We start from the raw sequence: 19,377 nt of genomic DNA, 5'->3' as shown, positions 1-19,377 counted from the left end.
CTTCCACAGAGAGTTCGCGTGTGATCGGAAACGCCGGAAGATTCTGACGGGATCATTCAACAGCCCCGTTGACCAATTCCTATTGAATCTGTAGCCTTAAATAGAAACAGACAGACAGGTTTGTATAGACATGCCAGCGCCGCTGCTTTCCGTCCATGGGCTCGGCCACCGCTACCGGCACCACGCCGAGCCTGTGCTGCAGGATGTCGGCTTCCAGGTCGCGGCCGGCGAGGCGGTGGCGGTGGTCGGGCGCAGCGGTTGCGGCAAGTCCACGCTGCTGCATCTGCTGGCCGGGCTGGCGCGGCCGACGGCCGGCGCGGTCCACATCCATGGCGAACCGGTGCGCGGGCCGTCCGCCCGCTGGGTGGTGATGTTCCAGCAGCCGTTGCTCTACCCCTGGATGACCGCCTTCGAGAACGCCGCCCTCGGCCCGCGCTTCGCCGGCCGCCTGCGCGATTCCGCGGCGGCGGTCGGCGAGCTGCTCGCCCTGGTCAAGATGGCCGATTGCGCCGGCACCAACGTGCAGCGCCTGTCCGGCGGGCAGCGGCAGCGGGTGGCGCTGGCCCGCTCGCTGGCCGCCCAGCCTGAGATCCTGATGCTGGACGAGCCCTTCTCGGCGCTCGACGCCTTCACGCGCCGCGCCCTCCAGGTCGAGGTGCGGGCGATCACCAAGCGGCTCGGCATCACCCTGCTGCTGGTCACCCACGACATCGACGAGGCGGTGCTGATGGCCGACCGCGCCCTGGTGATGGACGCGCGGCCGGGCCGCATCCGCGCCGACCTCGCCTTCCACCATCTGCCGGACGAGCGCGGCATCGACGATCCGGCGGTGCAGTTCGAGCGTGGTCGCCTGCTGGCCGCGCTGGGCGAAACCACGGAACCGCCGCAGCCCGGCGATTTTCACCAAATCTGACCCGAGGACGACGACCGATGTGCCAGAACTGCGACGACTGGAGCCTGCACCACCACCCTCTTCCCTCCGAGGGCTTGCCCGAGGGGCCTCTGTCCCGAACCCCCGTCCCCCAAACCCCCGTCTCCCGACGGCGCACGCTGGACCTGATGGCGGCCGGCGGGCTGGCGGCGCTGCTCGCCGGGCTGCCGGCGGGCAGGGCCCGCGCCGCGCCGGATGAGAAGCTGCGCATCGGCTACCTGCCGATCACCGACGCCACCGCCCTGCTGGTCGCCCACGCCAAGGGCTTCTACAAGGACGAGGGGCTGGACGTCGAGGAGCCGCAATTGCTGCGCGGCTGGTCGCCGCTGGTCGAATCCTTCGCCGCCGGCAAGTTCAACCTCGTCCACCTGCTGAAGCCGATCCCGCTGTGGATGCGCTACAACAACAGCGTCCCGGTCAAGATCATGGCCTGGGCCCACACCAACGGCTCCGGTCTGGTCGTCGGCAAGGACAGCGGCGTCGGGAGCTTCAAGGATCTGGCCGGCAAGCAGGTCGCCGTCCCCTATTGGTACTCGATGCACAACATCGTGCTGCAAATGGCACTGCGCGCCGCCGGGGTGAAGGCGGTCATCCGAGGCGAGGGCGAGCCGCTGGCCGCCGACGAGTGCAACCTGCAGGTCCTGGCGCCGCCCGACATGCCCCCGGCGCTCGCCGCCAGGAAGATCCACGCCTACATCGTCGCCGAGCCGTTCAACGCGGTGGGCGAGCTGAAGGCGGGCGGCAGGATCCTGCGCTTCACCGGCGACATCTGGAAGAACCACCCCTGCTGCGTCGTCTGCATGCACGAGGCCGACACCACGCAGCGCCCGGAATGGACGCAAGCCGTGCTGAACGCCATCGTCCGCGCCGAGATCTACGCCTCGCAGAACAAGACGGAGGTCGCTCGTCTGCTGTCGCGCGACGGCAAGGGCTATCTGCCGATGCCGGCCGACGTGGTCGGGCGCGCCATGACCTTCTACGACGAGGCCGCCTACGCTCAGCCCAAGGCGATTCGGAACAAGGCGGCCTGGGGCAACGGGCGGATCGATTTCCAGCCCTGGCCCTATCCCAGCGCAACCAAGCTGATCGTCCAGGCGCTGGGCGAGACCGTGGTGGCCGGCGACCGGAGCTTCCTCGCCACACTCGACCCGGAGTTCGTCGCCAAGGATCTGGTGGATTACCGCTTCGTCCGCGCCGCGCTGGAGAAATTCCCGGACTGGCGCAGGGACCCCAGCGTCAACGCCGACAACCCGTTCGAGCGCGCCGAGCTGGTGGCGCTGTGACGGCAGCCAGGCGCAGGCGCCAAGCGTTGGCCGGCGTCCTCTGGCCGGTGCTGGGCTGCGCCGTCGTGCTGGCGGTCTGGTGGCTGGCCGGCTGGCGCATCGCGGCCAACCCGGACACCGCCAACTTCGCCGGCTTCGCGCCGGGGCCGACCTTGCGGCGGCTGGCCGATCTGGTGGCGCGCGGCGAGCTGTGGCGCAGCGCCGGCCCCAGCCTGGCGCGGGTCGGGCAAGGCATGGCGGTGGCCGTCGCGCTGGGGGTGCCGCTCGGCGTGCTGGTCGGCGGCAGCAAGGCGGTGCGCGCCGCCACCCACATCCCGTTCCAGTTCCTGCGCATGGTGTCGCCGCTGGCCTGGATGCCGATCGCGGTGTTGAGCTTCGCCAGCTGGGACGGCGCCATCGTCTTCCTGATCGCGGCGGCGGCGGTCTGGCCGGTCACCTTCGCCACCGCCAACGGCCTCGCCAAGATCGACCCGGACTGGTTCAAGGTCGCCCGCAACCTCGGCGCCGGGCCGGTGCAGACGCTGCGCGTCGTCGTCCTGCCGGCCATCGCGCGCGACGTGCTGACCGGAATCCGGCTGGCGCTGGGCGTCGCCTGGATCGTGCTGGTCCCGGCCGAGTATCTGGGGGTCACGAGCGGCCTCGGCTACGCCATCAACGACGCCCGCGACACGCTGGAATACGACCGGCTGGCGGCCATGGTGCTGGTCATCGGGACGCTGGGCTTCGCGCTGGACGGGCTGTGCCTGGGGGCGATCCGCCGCTTCGGCTGGGATCACGAGCGATGATCGCAATGGTCCGCGATCACCAGTCGGGCGATGCGCCCCGCCGCATCGGCCGCCGCGGGGTCGCCGGCGATCAACGCCGCGATGATCGCCCCGTCGATCAGGATCGCCATCTCGCCCAGCAGCGCGTCGGGGCGCCGGCAGCCCGTCTGGACGATGATCCCCTTCAGGAGGGCGCCGACCTTGCCCTTGTGCTCCATCGCGATGGCGCGGATGGCGGGGTCGCCCTTGGGGTATTCGGCCACCGCGTTCATGATGGCGCAGCCGGTGTAGTCGCCACGCTCGAACCAGTCGCGCAGAGCGGGGAACACGCCGTCGAGCCGCTCGCGCGGCGTCGGGCCGGCGGCGCCGAGCGCACCGGCGAACCACGCGCACCAGTCGTCGCTTTCCCGCCGCAGCACCGTCTCGATCAGCCCTTCCTTCGAGCCGAACTGGTTGTAGAGCGTCATCTTGGCGGTCCCGGCCTCGGCCAGGATGCGGTCGATGCCGGTGGCGTGGATGCCGTCGCGGCAGAACAGCCGGCGCGCCGCCTCGACGATGCGCTCGGCGGGCTTGACGCCCTCATTGGCGCCCTCATTGGCGCCCCTGCCCGGCTGTTCGGCCTTTTTCCGTTCGGCCATTCCTCACCCCCTCCCGCCGGTCCCGGAGCGGCGCTCGCGCGCCCGCTCCTAGAAAGACCTGTATGTCCATTTTTCCCGCAAAGACAAGGAGAAACCCGATGACGCAGACCGACCAGAAGCCCGGCATCCAACACCCCCGCACCGCCGTCACCGGCTGCCTCGCCCCCATCGACAAGGCGGGGCTGGAGACGCTGGCCGCCGTCGGCAAGGCCAACCCCGACGTGGTGAAGACGGTGAAGTGCCGCACGGTGGCCGAGGGCCGCTTCCGCCACGCCAACTTCATCCGCAACCTGCCGCCCCACATCGTCGACGAGCCGCCGCAGCTGCTGGGCGACGACACCGCCCCCAACCCGTCCGAAGCCGCGCTGGCCGCGTTGGGCTCCTGTCTGGCGGTCGGCATCCACGCCAACGCCATCGCCCAGGGCATCGTCATCGCCAAGCTGGAACTGGAGCTGGAAGGCGACATCAACATCACCGCCGTCTGGGGCACCGGCGATCTGGCCGAGACCAAGCCGGTCGGCTTCACCGAGGTCCGCGCCAAGGTCGTGCTGGAGGCCGACGCCCCGCGCGAACGCCTGGACGCGCTGGTCGCCCACGCGACGGCGTGGTCGCCGGTCGCCAACACCTTCATCCGGCCGGTCGGGCTGTCGGTCGCCCTGGCCCGTTGAGGAGGAGACCGACATGGGACGGACACCGATGGACTGGTCGCCGCTCCGCGACCTGATCCGCAGCGATCTGGCGCCCTTGGTGGACGCCATCGACCAGGACGGCCTGTATCCCGAGGCGGCGCTGCGCCGCTTCGGCGACGCCAGCCTGTTCGCCCGGCACGTCACCGGCGATCCCGGCGACGGCTTGTGGGACGCCATCGCCGGCATGGCGGCGGTCGGCGAGAGCTGCCTGTCCACCGCCTTCGCGGTCTGGTGCCAGGACGCCTGCGGCTGGTATCTGGCCAACAGCGCCAACACCGGCCTGCGCGACGCCCTGCTGCCCGAGGTCGCGTCCGGCCGGCAACTGGGCGGCACCGGGTTGTCCAACCCGATGAAGGCCTACGCCGGCATCGAGCCGGTGCGGCTGACCGGGGAGCGCGTGTCCGGCGGCTATGTGGTGACGGGCGCCCTGCCCTGGGTGTCCAACCTGGGCGACGGGCATGTCTTCGGAGCCGTCTTCGCGGTGCCGGGACGCGCGGGCAACGTCATGGCGCTGCTGCGCTGCGGGCAGGAGGGGGTGAGCATCGCCCAGCGCAGCCATTTCTGCGCGCTGGAGGGAACCCGCACCGTCGCCGTAATGGTCAAGCGCGCCTTCGTCGCCGACGAGCATGTCCTGGCCGACCCGGCCGAGCCCTTCCTCGCCACGATCACCCCCGGCTTCATCCTGTTGCAGGCGGGCATGGCGCTCGGCCTGATCCGGGGCGCGGTCGCGGCGATGCGCGAGTCCGACGCCGGCCAAGCCGCCATCAACGCCTATCTGCCCGAGCGCCCGGAGCTGTTCGAGGAGGCGCTGGCCGGGCTGGAGGCCACAATCGCCGCACTGGCGGCGACGCCCCACCGCAACACCCCCGACCACATGCGCACGCTTCTGGAGGCCCGGCTGGCGGCGGCGGAATGGAGCCTGCGTGCCGCCAACGCCGTCATGCTGCACGCGGGCGCCCGCGGCTACCTGCGCAACGCGACGGCGCAGCGGCGCCTGCGCGAGGCGTATTTCGTCGCCATCGTCACGCCATCGATCAAGCATCTTCGCAAGGAGCTGAGCGAGATCGACCAGGGGCGCGGCAGCATGCGGCTGTGGAAGGCGGTGGCGGCGTCCTGAGCGATGACCGAAGCGAGGGCCGGAGCGCGCCGTGATGCTCTTGCGGTCGAGCGCTTTGCCGACGTCCTCGGTCTTGCCGCCGTCCGGCACGAAGGGCCGCACGGCCAGCCCTCCCATGCGCGGTGCCCGTCCGCCAGGATGCGCGCGCCAGCCGTGCGCGTCATCCTTTGATCGAATACAGCGGAATCAAACAATGAACAAAAAAATATAGTTCATATTAATTATTCAACTATTCATTAATGCAAAACTACTTTACAAACAGATTTGTATGGCCGATCTTGTGGAAACGAGCGTGAGAGCGGGTTCCTTGCGGGGAACGTCCGCCCGTCGCGGCCAAGGGCACTCGCAACGTTTGACCTTGGGATCGCCGGCACGGGTTTGTGGAATGGGCCCGCTACCAGCTGGAGCGGCACGACCCGCCATCCTGTTCGACGCCGATGTCCGGCACGCCGTTGCCCCACGGCGAAAGCGACCGCTGAAACTCCCCGAAGGGGATAAAGCCATGTCCGATCTTGGGAAGAGATTGCAGAGCCTGCGGGAAACGCATGGACTGTCGCAGCGCGCCCTGGCAAGGCGCTCGGGCATCAGCAACGCGTTGATCTCTCTGATCGAAAAGGACAAGACGAGCCCGTCCATCGCGTCCCTGGAAAAGATTCTCGACAGCTTCCCGATCGGGCTGGCCGATTTTTTCGCGATCCCGGCCGGTTCACGCCCACCCTCCTCGCGTATGGATCACGGCGGACCGAGAACGGCGGCGACGACGTCCGATCCGCGTGACGGAGCGGGGCCGGAGGTCTAGCGGCCGGTCTTCCGCTCCGCCCCGTACCAAGGCATCAGGCGGCGGACGCCCAGGTCGAACAGGGCATCGGCCGTGAAGCCCATGACACCCAAGGCCAGCAGGCCGACGAACATCTGGTCCACCCGGAACACCAGCTGCGAGAGCTGGATCAGATAGCCCACGCCACGCATGGCGCCGGCCAGTTCCGCCGCCACCAGGATGACCAGGGCGACCGACAGGCTGACCCGTAGTCCGGCGACGATGAAGGGCAGAGCCGCCGGCAGCACCACATGCAGCAGCAGGCGCCATCCGCCGGCCCCCAGGCTGGCGGCCGCGCGCGCGAACAGCGGGTTGACGTCGCGCACCCCGATGAAGCTGTTGACCCAGACCGGAAAGAACACGCCCCAGGCGATCAGGAAGATCTTCGACGCCTCGCCGATGCCGAACCAGAAGATCGCCAGCGGCACGAAGGCCAGGGACGGGATCGCCCGGAACATCTGGACCAGCGGGTTCAGCACCCCGTGCAGGCGGGGCAGCCGCGCCATCGCGACCCCCAGCAGGATTCCCAGCGCCGCCCCCGCCGTGAACCCGGCCGCCGCCCGCCACAGGCTGGCCGCGAGATGGCCCGGCAGTTCGCCGTCGGCCAGCATCGCCCAGGCCGAGGCGAAGACGGTGCTCGGAGCCGGAATGATGTGCGGGTTGACAAGCCCGGCCCGGCTGCCGCCTTCCCAGCCGCCGAAGAACGCCAGGACACCCAGAAGGCCGAGCGCGAGCGGGTGGTCGAAAGGACGGAGAAAGCGCGGCATGGGGCGTGTCCGGTCTAATCCGCGACGCTCAGGCCGATGGCCTGGGTCAGGCGTTCGTAGAGTGCGTTGAAGGCCGGCGCGGTGCGCCGGCGTGGGTAGGGCAGATCGACCGGGATGTCCTCGGCGATCCGTCCGGGGTTGGGCGACATCACCAGGATGCGGGTGCCGAGCGCGATGGCTTCCGCGATGTTGTGGGTCACGAACAGGATCGTCCTGGCCTCGCGCGCGCGGATCGCCAGGATCTGGGCCTGGAGCGCGCCCCGCGTCATCGCGTCGAGCGCCGCGAACGGCTCGTCCATCAGCAGCAGCGCCGGCTCGGTCGCCAGGGCGTGGGCGATGGCGACGCGCTGCTTCATTCCGCCGGACAGCTCGAAGGGGTAGCGGTCGCCCGCGCCCTCCAGCCCGACCAGCGCCAGACACTCCTCGGCCAACCGCCGCCGCTCGCGCGCCGGCCGGCCGGCCATGCGTGGCCCGAACGCGACGTTGCCCCGCGCGGTCAGCCACGGAAACAGCGAATAATCCTGGAACACCACGCCGCGCTCGGGGCTCGGCCCGCCGACGACGACGCCGCCGACGCGGATCTCGCCCTCGGACGGGGCGAGGAAGCCGGCGATCAGGTTCAGCAGCGTGGTCTTGCCGCAACCGCTCGGCCCCAGCAGGCAGACGAATTCGTCCGCGCCGATGGTCAGGGAGACGCCGGACAGCGCCGCCGTCTCCCGCCCCAGCGCGGAGCGGTAGCGATGCCCGACCCGGTCGCAGACGATGAGGGGCTCGGGCGGCGTGGTCACGGCGCCCGAGCCGCCCGCAGCGGGCCGGGGACCACGACGGCCGCGAAGTCCGGCACGGCGGCGTCGGGCCGCGCCAGGCCGCTGGCGACGGCCCAGCGCCCCTGTCGGTCCAGCTCGCGGATCAGATCGTCGCGCTCCAGCGTCACCCGGAAATCCAGCGTCGGCCAAATCCGCCGCGCCACCTCGGGGTCGAGCTTGATCCGCTCCGAGATCAGGGCGATGGCGGCTTCCGGATCACGGGCGATGGACTGCGAGGCGGCGGTCAGCGCCCTCAGCGCCTTGGCCAGCAGCTCCGGCTTCTGGTCGATGGTGGATTGCAGCGCGATGATGCTGGCGAAGGATTTGTAGAGGCCCGGCGTGCGGATGACGTGGAAGCGGTCCGGCCCGAGTTTCAGCGCCTGCGACAGATGCGGTTCGCCCCACACGAAACCATCGATGGAGCCGTTGGCGAGGCTGGTCACCATCTCCGGCGGGTTCATGCTGATCGGGGCGATGTCGGCCAGCGTCAGCCCGGCGGCGTCGAGCAGCTTGTGCAGGTAGTACTGGGCGTTGGTGCCCTGGGCGAAGGCGATCCGGCGGCCCTTGAGGTCGCGGATGCTCCCCACCTCCTTGACCGCCGCGAGCTCGAACGGCTCCATGCCGTTGACGGTCGCGATGATGCGGATCGGCAGACCGGCCAGCGCGGCGAGCGCCACCGGGGTTTCCGACGCGGTGCCGATCAGCACCCGCCCGCCCGCCACCGCGTCGAGCACCAGCCGGCCGCTGGCGAAGGGGATGACGGTGGGGGTCAGTCCCTCCCGTTGCCACAGCTTCTGCTGGTCGGCGACGATCAGCGGCCCCCAGCTGATGTGGATGCCCTCGCCGATGGCGATGTCCTCGGCAGCGACAGCGGGAGGGCCCGCCGCGAGCAGGCCGGAAGCGGTCAGCAGGGCGCCGGCCAGCGCCCGCAGGCGTCGGAGAACAGGCGGGCGGCGAGTCGATGGGGGCGCGGTCATGGAGCGCGGTTCCCTTCCTGAAAAGTATGGGGGATGGTTCACCGGATGCTCGTCACCGGATGTCCGGGCGCCTGTCGTGCCAGGGGCGCGCCCGCTCCAACTGTCCGGCGAGGCTGTAGAGCAGCGCGTCCTCGCCCAGCCGGGTGGCGATCTGCACGCCGATCGGCAGGTTGTCGGCGTTCCAGTGCAGCGGCACCGACGCGGCGGGCACGCCCGTGCAGTTGTACAGCGAGGTGAAGGCGCTGTAGCGCCGCAGCCCCTCGTAATAGGCATCGAGATCCGTGCCGCGGGTGTCCACCGTGTCGAGCGGCAGCGGCGGCGCGGCGAAGGTGCTGGTCAGCAGCACGTCGTAACGCTGGAAGAAGCCGCCCAGCGCCCGCGCCAGCCGGTGGATCGTCCACACCGAGCGCGCGAGATCCTCGCCCGTGTAGTCCCGCGCCTCCTGCGCCCACAGCCAGGTGATCGGCTCGACGTCCTCGGCGATCACGGGGCGGCCAAGCTGCTCGCCGCGCAGGCGCAGCACGTTGGCGATGTTGGACGCCACGATGATGCGGGTCGCGCGCTTCATGGCCTCGGCGTCGATGGCGGGACGCGCCTCCTCCACCTCGTGGCCGAGATCGGCGAGCAGCGCGGCCGCCGCGCGCACCGCCTCGGCGCAATCGGGGTGGATGGCGCCGCCGCCATGGTCGGTGGTCTGGAAGGCGATGCGCAGGCGCGGCGGCTCCCGCGTCACCGCGTCGAGGAAGCGCCCGGAAAAGGCCGGGGCGGCGTAGGGATCGCCCGGTTCCGCGCCGTGGGTGGCGTCGAGCAGCGCCGCGCTGTCGCGCACCGAGCGGGTGATCGCGTGATGGACCGACAGGCCGTTCCACCCCTCGCCGTTGTCGGGGCCGAAGGGGTTGCGGGCACGGGTCGGCTTCACCCCGAACACGCCGCAGTTCGACGACGGGATGCGGATGGAGCCGCCGCCGTCGGTGCCGTGCACGGCGGGAACCAGCCCGGCGGCGACCGCCGCCGCCGCGCCGCCGCTCGATCCGCCGGCGCTGAGCGACAGATTCCACGGGTTGCGCGTCGGCCCGAAGGCCGAGGGCGCCGTCTCGCAGGCCAGCCCCAGCTCGGCGGTGTTGGTGTAGCCAAGCACGACCAGCCCGGCCGCCCGGTAGCGCGCGGTGATGGTGGAATCATGGTCGGCGACGTTGTCCAGCCACAGCCGGCCGCCGTTGCTGGTCCGCTGGCCCTTGTAGAGGATGTTCAGATCCTTCAGCAGGAACGGCACCCCGGCCAGCGGGCCGGACAGGTCCGGCGACGCCGCCACCCGCCGGGCCTCGTCGTAGAGGGTGTGGACGACCGCGTTGATCGCCGGGTTGATCAGCTCGATGCGCCGGATCGCCTCCTCGATCAGTTCCAGCGGGCTGATCGCCCGGTCGCGCACCAGCTCGGCCAGCCCGATGGCGTCGTAGCGTTCGTATTCGGGGAAAAGCGACATGATCGGCGGTGTCTCCTGCGCGTCGGCATCGGTGGACGGAGCAACCGCGACGGCGGGAGCCCCACCCTGCCGTCTATCCCTCATGTGGGATTTTTTTGATTCCCTATTTATGAACTATGGAAGTTCAAATCTGCACAGCCGCCTCCCGACCGAAGCCCTACAGTCCCGCTTCGAACAGCGCGACGAGGTGGTCGATCACCGCGCGGACGCGCGGCACCTCCTTCATGTCGCGATGCAGGACCAGCCAGAGTTCCCGCGTCAGCGGCGGCCCCGCCATCGCCACGCGCTCCAGATCCCCTTCCCCCGCCGCCAGCCAGAGCGGCAGCAGCGCCGCGCCGAAACCGGCCCTGGCCGCCGCCAGCTGCGCCTGCACGCTGTTGGAGCGGAAGGAGACGCGCCGGCCGCCGCCGTGGCGGGCCAGCCACGCCGCCTCGGGCAGGTCGGCCAGCCCCTCGTCGTAGCCGATCAGCGCGTCCGGGGCGCCGGGGATGGCGAACAGGCCGTAGGCGACCGTGGACAGGCGGCGCGTGATCAGGTCGCCATGCTCGGGCCGCGCCATGCGGATCGCCAGATCGGCCTCGCGCCGCGCCAGGCTGAGCGCGCGGTTGTCCACCGTCACCTCCAGGTCGATGCCGGGATGACGGGCGTGGAACGGCCCCAGCCGGGGCACCAGGAAGCGGTCGGTCAGGGCCTGGGTCGCCGTCAGCCGCACGGTGCCGGTCAGCCCCTCCTCCCGACCGCCACGGCGCAGGATGGCGAGCGCGCGCTCGTCCATGCCGTCGGCCAGCCCGAAGACCGCCTCGCCGTCGGCCGTCAGGGCGTAGCCGTCGGCCCGCCGCTCCACCAGGATGCGGCCGAGGTCGGCCTCCAGCGCGGCGACGCGGCGGCCGACCGTGGCGTGGCTGATCCGCAGGCCCCGCGCCGCCGCCGACAGGCTGCCGGTGCGCGCCAACTCCAAAAAGATCCGCACATCGTCCCAATTGAGCGAGGCTGTCTGTTTTTGAACGGTCATCGCGCAAACCTGACGGATGGCCGGACGGACCCGAACGCGGCAGACTGACTCATCACTTTCCCTCTCCTCCGGAGTGTCCGATGTCCGAACCGAAGACCCTGCTGGCCCTGGCCGGCGCCCCGCAGACGCCCAGCCCGCTCGACAAGGCCGCCCTTGTGCTGATCGACGCCCAGCGCGAATACACCGAGGGCGCCCTGCCGCTGTCCGGCGTCGAGGCCGCCGTCGCCGAGGCCGGACGGCTGCTGGCCCTGGCCCGCAAGGCCGGCGTGCCGGTGTTCCACGTCGTCCACCACGGCAAGCCGGGCGGCGCGCTGTTCAACCCGGAGGGACCGTTCTCCGCCATCGTCCCGGCGCTGATCCCGCATGACGGCGAGACGGTCGTCGTGAAGGGCCTGCCCAACGCCTTCGCCGGCACCGACCTCGACGCGCGGATCCGCGCCACCGGCCGGACCGAGCTGATCGTCGCCGGCTTCCAGACCCACATGTGCGTCAGCAGCACGGTGCGCGCCGCGCTCGATCTCGGCTGGCGCACGACGGTGGTCGACGCCGCCAGCGCGACGCGCGACCTGCCGGGTCCCCAGGGCGGTGCCAGCGATGGCGGCGGCACCGTCCCCGCCGAGGCGCTGCACCGGGCGACGCTGGCCGCGCTCGCCGACCGCTTCGCGGTGGTGGTGAGGGACAGCGGCGCCTGGGCCTGACGTCCCGCTCGCTTCCACGCTCATTGCGCCCACGCTCATTGCCCCCACACGGCCTGCACCGCGTCGCGCATCGCCTGGATCGCCGGCTCCTGCTCCTTCCTGGAGGGAAGGATGAAATGGAGGTGGCTTTCCAGGCCCTCCCCCGGCCACAGGGCGACCTCGCCCGCCGCCTCGGCCGCCAACGCCTGGTCCTCGCGCAGCAGGGCGAGCCCCAGCCCGTCCATCACCAGCGCCTTCAGCGCGCTCTCCTGGTCGACCTCGACGACGGTGCGGGGAACCGCGCCGTGCCGCGCGAAGGCACGGGCGGCGATCCGATGGAAGCTGCATCGCGGTGGCGTGCCGATCCACGGCAGCGCGGCGAGGTCGCTCCAGCCCGCACCCTCGATGCCCCCGCGCCATGCGACCGGACCGACGATGCGCAGCCGCACCGCGGCGATGCGGACATGGCGGAGCGCGGTGTCCGGCCGCTCCTCGAGGACGAACCCCGCCTCCAGACGCCCGTCGAGCACCCGCTCGACCACCTCGGCGGAGACATGGTGCGACACCTGGACCGTCAATCCGGGGTGTGCGCCGCGCAGACGCGACAGCAGCAGGCCCAGGCGCAGCGCCACCGGGTCGCCGGCGATGCCGAGAGCCACCGGCCCCGCCACGTCGCCCCGCAAGCTCCGGGCGTGGTTGACCAGGGCCTTGGCCGCCGCCAGGGTGCGCTCGGCATCCTCCAGCAGCAGGTTTCCCTCCCGTGTCAGCTGCATGCCCTTGGTCGTGCGCTCGAACAGCGCGGTGCCGAGCTCATCCTCCAGGACTTTGATGTGGCCGCTGACGGCGGGCTGGCTCAGCAGGAGCAGCTGCGCGGCGCGCGTCAGGCTGCCCTCGCGGGCCACGATGGTGAACGTCTTCAAATGATGGAGTTCCATGAACGCCTCCGTGAACGCCTTGCATGGGCACGGAGCCGAACCGCGTGGCCAAGCGGTTCCGACCGGCGCCGCAGCGGAAATCGGCAATCCCAAGCTGTGTGACCGTCACTCATCGCCTTTTTCCGGGCCCCGGACCGGGTGAGTCACCCGCCCCTCCCACCGGAGCGCGGCAATCTACCGACCAAAAATATTATTTAGCAAGATATGACACAAAAATATATGATTGATGCCTATATTTTACATTCTTATTTCGCCCTATTGACTGACCTCGGAAGCGCCGAGAGGCGGGCACAGCCACTTCCAGCCGTCTGCTCTGCACCGTAAAGTGCAATCCGCGGTGCACGTAAATTTTACAAACAACACACAAATGAATTCTTAGAATTTTCATTCCAAGCCGAGACTCCAGAGGGGTTCTTTCAAAAACTGCATTAAATTTTCATTGTTTCTCTGACTCATCAATTTGACCGAGGTTTGGCTTCAGAATTTTCTATTGGACAATCGGCAAGCCAAAGCCCGTTATTCCTATAAATAAAATATGAATAAAAAAAGAAAAACACCAAAAATTCGTTGAAACTGGCCGCATCCGATGCGGACCAACCAAGAGCGAGCTTCACCCCATGTCCGAACCGACCGACCAATCCCCCCTCCAATTCACCGCCCAACCCGCCGCCCGGCCTGCGGTCGAGACGCCGCTTGCGGACGCCCTTCTGGCGGCGAGCGCCAGCACCCGCGCGTCGTTCCACGCCCTGCCGGTCGGCCGCCGCGCGTCGATCCGGACCTCGCCGCTCGCCTCCTCGTTCGACGCGCTGTTCGGCAGCGGGCTGTACAGCGAGACGACGATCACCGCACCGCCGCTCGACACCTTCTTCTTCCCGCACCGCTCGCTCGCCCGGGCCGAGGAGCTGGCCGCCCGCGCGTTCGGCGCCACCGGCACGCTGTTCGTCACGGTGGGGACGACCGCGTCGAACCAGATCGCGCTGGAGGCCCTGGTCACCAAGCCCGACGCCCGCGTGCTGGCCGACAAGGGCACCCACCAGTCGATCCATTTCGCCCTGTCGGACAAGCACGCGGCGGTCGACTACATCGAGCCGCGCGTGTTCTGCGAGCATTCCGAACGCGCGGCCCTGGCGCTGTCCGACATCCTCGACCGCGCGGCCGCGGCCGAGCGGGCCGGCACGCCCTACGACCTGCTGGTCCTGAACGGCCAGTCCTACGACGGCGTCGTCTACGACATCCCGGCGATCCTGGCCGCGCTCGCCGAGGCCAGCCCGTCCCTGACCAACATCTTCATCGACGAGGCCTGGGGCGCCTGGAGCTACTTCCACGAGACCACGCGGGTCCGCACGGCGCTGCACGCGCGCAGCGCCGCCCCGGCGCTCGAACGCTTCAACGTCGTCGCCACCCACTCCGCCCACAAGTCGCTGAGCGCGCTGCGCCAAGCGTCGCTCATCCATTACAGCGGCGATCCGGCCCTGGGGGAGCAGCTGCGGCTGGCGCGCTACCGCCACCACACCACCTCGCCCAACTACCAGATTCTCGCCTCGCTCGACCTCGCGCGCGCCCAGATGGAGCTGGAGGGCGACGCGCTGGTCGAACGTTCCCTGCGCCTGTCCCGCCTGATCGCCGACACCGTCGCCGCCGATCCGGACCTCGGGGCCTTCTCGGTCAACGACGCCGCCCTTCCCGCCGCGCTGGCCGGGCACGTCGCCATCGACCCGACCAAGCTGTCGCTGCGGGTGTCGGGCCTGTCGATCGGCGCCCCGGAACTGCGCGAGCGCCTCTACAGCCAGCACGCCCTCTACGTGAACCGCTGCACGCCGACCTCGCTGCTGCTGAACATCCACATCGGCGTGCTGGAGGAGGACGTGCTGGCCCTGCTCGACGCCCTGCGGACGATCCAGCAAGGCCTGCGCCCGCCGCCGGCGGAGCGGCGCATCTCGACCTCCTTCATCATCCCCTACCCGCCGGGCGTGCCGATCATCGTCCCCGGCGAGGAGATCGGAAGCGACACGCTGCGCCGGATCGAGGCCGTGCAGTCGGCCGGGGCCCGCATCTACACCATCGAAAACCGCGCACGATAAGGGACGAGCCATGATTCCCCTTGCCCGAATCGAGGAAATCGCCGCCTCGCGGCCCGACCACGCCGCCGTCATCGCCGGCCGCACGGTGCTGAGCTGGAACCAGTACGCCACCGCCGTGCGCGACGCCGCCGAGGGGCTGGCCGGCGCCGTCGCCATCGACGAGCTGCGGACGATCGCCTTCCTCTCGCACAACCGGGCGGAACTGGTGGTCGCCGCCTCGGCCGCCGCCACCCTGAAGAGCACGCTGTGCGGGCTGGATTACTCGCTGACGCAGGAGGCGCTGGCCGATCTGCTCGACCGCATCGAGGCGGATTGCCTGATCGTGTCGTCGGCCTTCCTGGCCGACCGCGGCCTGAACGCCCGCGCCCTGGCGGGTGGGCGGCCGGTCATCGACCTCGACAACCAGCTTCCCGGCGCCACCGGCTACGCCGCCTTCCAGGGGCTGTCGGCCGGCCGGCGCCCGCCCAACCCGCCGGCCCGGCCGTTCCGCGCGATCTCCTTCACCTCGGGCACCTCCGGGCGGCCCAAGCCGGTGATCCGCAACGGGTCGTTCGACGCCCGGCGCTTCGCCTACTTCACCGCGCGCTACGGCTTCTCCTCGGCCGACCGGCACCTCGCCACCATCCCCTTCTACCACGCGGCGGGCGGCGGCTGGGCGCGGCTGTTCCTGCAACTGGGCGCCACGCTGGTGCTGGCCCCGCCCGACGACGCCGTCGAGGCGGCCGAGCTGATCCGCCGCGAATGGATCACGTCGAGCACGATGACCCCGCCGATCCTGTCCGGCGTGCTGCGCCACGTCGCCCAGAACCGCGCGCGCGTCACCCCCAACCAGCTCCGCTTCGTGCTGGTCGGCGGCAAGCATTTCCCCGCGCCGGCCAAGCAGGAGGCGCTCCAGGTCCTCGGCCCCGTCGTCTACGAGTATTACGGCACCACCGAGACGGGCGTGAACACCATCGCCGAGCCGGCGGATCTGCTGACCCACCCGGCCAGCGTCGGCCGGGTCTATGACGGCAACCGCATCCTGATCCTCGACCCCGAACGCCGTCCGGTGCCGGCCGGCATCGTCGGGTCGGTGGCGATCGCCAGCTACATGAACATGGACGGCTATCTCGGCGCCGCCGCCAACAAGGTGCAGATCGACGGCGAGCGCTACCTCGTCACCTCGGAGGCCGGCTATCTCGACGAGGACGGGCGGCTGTTCCTGCTGAACCGCTCGCAGGGCGCCGACAGCGTCAACCTCTACGCGCTGGAGAACGCGATCCGCCAGATCCGCGGCGTCGACGACGTGGCGCTGGTCCGCAGCGCCGGCCCCGGCCCGGTGGCCGTCCATTGCGCCGTGGTGCTGAAGGCCTCCGCCCCGGTCCCGGCCGGGGAGATCGAGGCGCGCGTCGCCGACATCGTCCGGCGCGAGCGCGTCGCGCTGGCCCGCTTCGAGCTGCTGGACCAGATCCCCTACAGCCCCTCCGGCAAGGTCCGGGCGGCGGAGCTGGAGAGCGCCATCGGCCAGGCGGGCGCGCGGGCGGCCAAGACGGCGGCGGCCCCGCCCAAACCGGCGAAAGCCGGCGGGAAGGCCGGCGGGAAGGCGGATGGCGTGCTGCTCGGCATCGCCCTGCTGGCGCTGACCGCCGTCTCCTGGGGCGGCATGTTCCCGGTCGCCAAGGCGGCGCTGGCCAGCATCGACGGCTTCCACCTGACGCTGCTGCGCTACGGGCTGGCCTCGGTCATCCTGCTGGGCATCCTCGCCAAGGTCGAGGGGCTGCGCGCCTTCGCCCTGGAGGGCCACGGCGGCAAGCTGTTCTTCTACGGCTCCATGGGCTTCGCCGGCTTCAGCATCCTGGCCTTCGTCGGGCTGGCCAATTCCAAGGCCGAGCACGGCGCCATCATCATGGCGCTGATGCCGCTGATCACCGTCCTGCTGACCTGGGCGATCAAGGGCGTGAAGCCCGGCCGCGTCACCTTCCTGTGCATCGCGGCGGCGCTCGCCGGGGTGGCGCTGGTGGTCACGCGGGGCAGCCTGTCGGCGCTCGGCGGCGGCGCCCTGCTGCCCGACCTGCTGATCCTTGCCGGGGCGGCGAGCTGGGTGGTCTACACCCTGGGGGCGGCCTCGGTTCCCGGCTGGTCGACGCTGCGCTACACCGCGCTCAGCGCGGCGCTCGGCACCGTCACCATCGTCGCGGTGACGGCGCTCGCCACGGTGAGCGGCTTCATCACGGTGCCGACGCCGGATACGGTGTGGTCGGTGCGCGGCGAGATCGCCTATCTCGTGCTGATCGCCGCCGTGCTCGCCGTGTTCAGCTGGAACATCGGCATCAAGCTGCTCGGCCCGATCAACGGGGTGCTGTTCATCAACCTCGTGCCGATCACCGCCTTCGCCATCGGCCTCGCCCAGGGCCGGGAGTTCGGACAGGCCGAGCTGGCGGGAGCCGGCCTGACCATCGGCGCCCTGATCGTCAACAACCTGAACAGCCGCGGCCTCTTCCGCGTCCAGTGGCCGGCCCCGGCCAAGCCGGTCGGCTTCGCCCGGACGGTGACGGAAACCCCGTAAGCCCGCCGGATCGGCGGCTGTTCAGCCCTGAACAGCCGTCGTTCGGATTTGTGCGGTCGCTCATTTCCTATTTCATAAGTATGATTTCGTTCATCGATTTGACGGGAAATTTCTGGAATGCTTATCCTCCGTTCCTTCGCTTCCTGTCCAGCCAACCCCGGCGCGCCGGCCTGACGGCCGCGCGGCTCGCCCGGCACACCCCGCCGGCCCACCCATCATTCCCTCGGGAGACCATCATGGATCGCCGCACCTTCCTGGGTGCGATGGCCGGACTCGTGCCGGCCGCCGCCTTCGCCCAGACCACGACCGTGCCCGGCACGGCCTTGCAAGGCACGGCCTCAAGCCCCCGCTCGCTTTCCATCGGGGCGATCTCGGCGCCGAACTCGCTCGACCCGCATTTCTACCAGTCGCCCACCAACAACCAGACCCTGCGGCAGATCTTCGATCCGCTGGTGACCGAGGACGCCGAGGGCCGGGTCCGGCCGCTGCTGGCGCAGTCCTGGCGGGCGGTGGACGAGCTGACCTGGGAGTTCAAGCTGCGGCCCGGCATCCGCTTTCACGACGGCACGCCGCTCACCCCCGACGACATCGCCTTCACGGTGGAGCGGGTGCCGGACGTCCCCAACAGTCCGGGCTCCTTCGTGCCCTACGTCCGCAACATCGCGGCGGTGGAGCCGATCGACGCCACCACCTTCCGCATCCGCACCAAGACACCCAACCCCTATCTCGACCGCGACTTCACCAACCTCTACATCCTGTCGCGCAAGATCCACACGGGTGCGGCGACGACGGACTTTACATCCGGCAAGCTGGCGGTCGGCACCGGTGCCTTCCGCTACGCCGGCTTCACCGTCGGCCAGCAGATCGAGCTTGAGCGCAACCCGGATTTCTGGGGCACGCCGACCGGCTGGAACCGGGTGCGCACCCGCTTCATCCCCGACGCCGGCGCCCGCGTCGCCGGGCTGCTGTCGGGGGATCTCGACCTGATCGACGGCGTGCCGGTGCAGGACGTCGCCCACCTCGCGGCCGACCCGCGCCTCGCGATCTTCAGCGTCGCCAGCGCCACCAGCGTCTACCTGTTCCCCGACGCCAGCCGCGACCAGTCGCCCTTCGTCACCGACCGCGCCGGCAAGCCGCTCGACCGCAACCCGCTGAAGGACGTCCGGGTGCGCCAGGCCCTGTCGCTGGCGATCGACCGCAAGGGGATCGTCGAGAAGCTGCTGCTCGGCCAGGGCACCGCCGCCGACCAGTTCGCGCCGCCGCCGGCCCCCGACCGGCTGCCCGGCCGTCCCACCCCCACCGCCGACCCGGCACGGGCCAGGCAGCTTCTCGCCGAGGCGGGCTATCCCGACGGCTTCGGCCTGACCATCCACGGGCCGAGCGGCTTCTTCACCAGCGATGTCGCGGTGTTGCAGGCGGTGGCGCAGGGCTTCTCGCGCATCGGCGTCGACACCAAGGTCGAGACGCTGCCCATCGCCAGCTTCTTCTCCCGCGCGACCAACCGCGAGTTCGCCCTGTTCATGACCACCTACGCCACCACCAACAGCGCCGAGCTGTTGCGCCAGGTGGCGCTGACCAAGAACCCCGACACCGGCGCCGGCCCGTTCAACCGTCAGCATTATTCGAACCCGAAGCTCGACGCCCCGCTGCTGGAGGCGCTGCGCACCTTCGACGGCGAGCGCCGCGTCGGCCTGATCCGCGAGGCGCTGGCGGCGCTGGACGAGGACGCCGGCATCATCCCGGTCTTCTACCCCCGCTTCAACTGGGCGGGCCGCAAGACCCACGTCCGCTTCATCCCCGGCAACGCCTTCGGCCACACCAACGCCGTCTTCACCGAGCCGGTCTAGGATTCCCC

Annotated in this window: 17 protein-coding genes; 10 read left to right on the top strand and 7 right to left on the bottom strand. The window is 70.2% G+C overall.

The features are described from left to right. Nucleotides 1-130 precede the first annotated feature (130 nt). The 3 genes from J2847_RS12520 to J2847_RS12510 are packed head-to-tail and all read left to right on the top strand — an operon-like array spanning nucleotide 131 to nucleotide 2,999. On the top strand, nucleotides 131-913 hold the full coding sequence (locus tag J2847_RS12520) for an ABC transporter ATP-binding protein (RefSeq protein WP_209779292.1): 783 nt from the start codon (nucleotides 131-133) through the stop codon (nucleotides 911-913). Nucleotides 914-930: 17 nt separating this feature from the next. Beyond that, complete coding sequence (locus J2847_RS12515) at nucleotides 931-2,214, top strand: ABC transporter substrate-binding protein (protein ID WP_209779291.1); 1,284 nt, start codon at nucleotides 931-933, stop codon at nucleotides 2,212-2,214. 26 nt (nucleotides 2,215-2,240) lie between these two features. Further along, nucleotides 2,241-2,999: an ABC transporter permease gene (locus J2847_RS12510; RefSeq protein WP_209779290.1), complete on the top strand. Its 759-nt coding sequence runs from the start codon at nucleotides 2,241-2,243 to the stop codon at nucleotides 2,997-2,999. Here the strand turns inward: J2847_RS12510 and J2847_RS12505 are convergent. Continuing rightward, a complete protein-coding gene (locus tag J2847_RS12505) occupies nucleotides 2,987-3,616 on the bottom strand; it encodes a TetR/AcrR family transcriptional regulator (protein WP_209779289.1) in 630 nt (209 codons plus the stop codon). The two genes, J2847_RS12510 and J2847_RS12505, sit on opposite strands and share 13 nt — an antisense overlap. A 98-nt stretch (nucleotides 3,617-3,714) precedes the next feature. On the opposite strand from J2847_RS12505, the gene J2847_RS12500 reads away from it, so the two are divergent. The 3 genes from J2847_RS12500 to J2847_RS12490 all read left to right on the top strand — a co-directional run bounded on the left by J2847_RS12500 (nucleotide 3,715) and on the right by J2847_RS12490 (nucleotide 6,221). Beyond that, the gene (locus J2847_RS12500; RefSeq protein ID WP_209779288.1) at nucleotides 3,715-4,284 is read left to right on the top strand and encodes an OsmC family protein; all 570 of its coding nucleotides are present in this window, start codon (nucleotides 3,715-3,717) and stop codon (nucleotides 4,282-4,284) included. Between the two features lie 13 nt (nucleotides 4,285-4,297). Beyond that, nucleotides 4,298-5,422: an acyl-CoA dehydrogenase family protein gene (locus tag J2847_RS12495; RefSeq protein WP_209779287.1), complete on the top strand. Its 1,125-nt coding sequence runs from the start codon at nucleotides 4,298-4,300 to the stop codon at nucleotides 5,420-5,422. Nucleotides 5,423-5,924: 502 nt separating this feature from the next. Next, nucleotides 5,925-6,221 (top strand): helix-turn-helix domain-containing protein, encoded by a 297-nt coding sequence (locus tag J2847_RS12490; RefSeq protein WP_209779286.1) that lies wholly within the window; start codon nucleotides 5,925-5,927, stop codon nucleotides 6,219-6,221. Here J2847_RS12490 and J2847_RS12485 read toward each other — a convergent pair. The 5 genes from J2847_RS12485 to J2847_RS12465 form a co-directional block, all read right to left on the bottom strand. Beyond that, nucleotides 6,218-7,006, bottom strand: a complete 789-nt coding sequence (locus J2847_RS12485) for an ABC transporter permease (protein WP_209779285.1) — start codon at nucleotides 7,004-7,006, stop codon at nucleotides 6,218-6,220. The two genes, J2847_RS12490 and J2847_RS12485, sit on opposite strands and share 4 nt — an antisense overlap. Nucleotides 7,007-7,020: 14 nt before the next feature. Next, the gene (locus tag J2847_RS12480) at nucleotides 7,021-7,794 is read right to left on the bottom strand and encodes an ABC transporter ATP-binding protein (protein ID WP_209779284.1); all 774 of its coding nucleotides are present in this window, start codon (nucleotides 7,792-7,794) and stop codon (nucleotides 7,021-7,023) included. Then, nucleotides 7,791-8,789, bottom strand: coding sequence for an ABC transporter substrate-binding protein (locus J2847_RS12475; protein ID WP_209779283.1), 999 nt, complete (start codon nucleotides 8,787-8,789; stop codon nucleotides 7,791-7,793). The genes J2847_RS12480 and J2847_RS12475 overlap by 4 nt, the downstream gene beginning before the upstream one ends. A gap of 52 nt (nucleotides 8,790-8,841) precedes the next feature. Then, nucleotides 8,842-10,272 carry an amidase gene (locus J2847_RS12470; protein ID WP_209779282.1) on the bottom strand — a complete coding sequence of 477 codons (1,431 nt, stop codon included), beginning with the start codon at nucleotides 10,270-10,272 and terminating at the stop codon, nucleotides 8,842-8,844. Between the two features lie 157 nt (nucleotides 10,273-10,429). Next, nucleotides 10,430-11,284 (bottom strand): LysR family transcriptional regulator, encoded by an 855-nt coding sequence (locus J2847_RS12465; protein ID WP_209779281.1) that lies wholly within the window; start codon nucleotides 11,282-11,284, stop codon nucleotides 10,430-10,432. An 80-nt stretch (nucleotides 11,285-11,364) separates the two neighbouring features. On the opposite strand from J2847_RS12465, the gene J2847_RS12460 reads away from it, so the two are divergent. Beyond that, nucleotides 11,365-11,982 carry a cysteine hydrolase family protein gene (locus J2847_RS12460; protein WP_209779280.1) on the top strand — a complete coding sequence of 206 codons (618 nt, stop codon included), beginning with the start codon at nucleotides 11,365-11,367 and terminating at the stop codon, nucleotides 11,980-11,982. A gap of 35 nt (nucleotides 11,983-12,017) precedes the next feature. On the opposite strand, the gene J2847_RS12455 is transcribed toward J2847_RS12460, so the two are convergent. Beyond that, nucleotides 12,018-12,896, bottom strand: a complete 879-nt coding sequence (locus J2847_RS12455) for a LysR family transcriptional regulator (protein ID WP_209779279.1) — start codon at nucleotides 12,894-12,896, stop codon at nucleotides 12,018-12,020. Between the two features lie 617 nt (nucleotides 12,897-13,513). Between J2847_RS12455 and J2847_RS12450 the strand changes: the two genes are divergently transcribed. The 3 genes from J2847_RS12450 (at nucleotide 13,514) to J2847_RS12440 (ending at nucleotide 19,369) form a co-directional block, all read left to right on the top strand. Next, entirely contained in the window at nucleotides 13,514-14,977 is a 1,464-nt protein-coding gene (locus tag J2847_RS12450; RefSeq protein ID WP_209779278.1) for an Orn/Lys/Arg family decarboxylase, read from the top strand. A 10-nt stretch (nucleotides 14,978-14,987) separates the two neighbouring features. Next, nucleotides 14,988-17,522 (top strand): AMP-binding protein, encoded by a 2,535-nt coding sequence (locus J2847_RS12445; RefSeq protein WP_209779277.1) that lies wholly within the window; start codon nucleotides 14,988-14,990, stop codon nucleotides 17,520-17,522. Between the two features lie 236 nt (nucleotides 17,523-17,758). Next, nucleotides 17,759-19,369 (top strand): ABC transporter substrate-binding protein, encoded by a 1,611-nt coding sequence (locus J2847_RS12440; protein ID WP_209779276.1) that lies wholly within the window; start codon nucleotides 17,759-17,761, stop codon nucleotides 19,367-19,369. Nucleotides 19,370-19,377: the final 8 nt, after the last annotated feature.

The sequence above is a fragment of the Azospirillum agricola genome (assembly GCF_017876095.1).
In the GTDB taxonomy this organism is placed as follows: Bacteria; Pseudomonadota; Alphaproteobacteria; order Azospirillales; family Azospirillaceae; genus Azospirillum; species Azospirillum agricola.
Note: the sequence above shows the minus strand (reverse complement) of the source record. Positions and strands in the feature narration are given on the sequence as shown.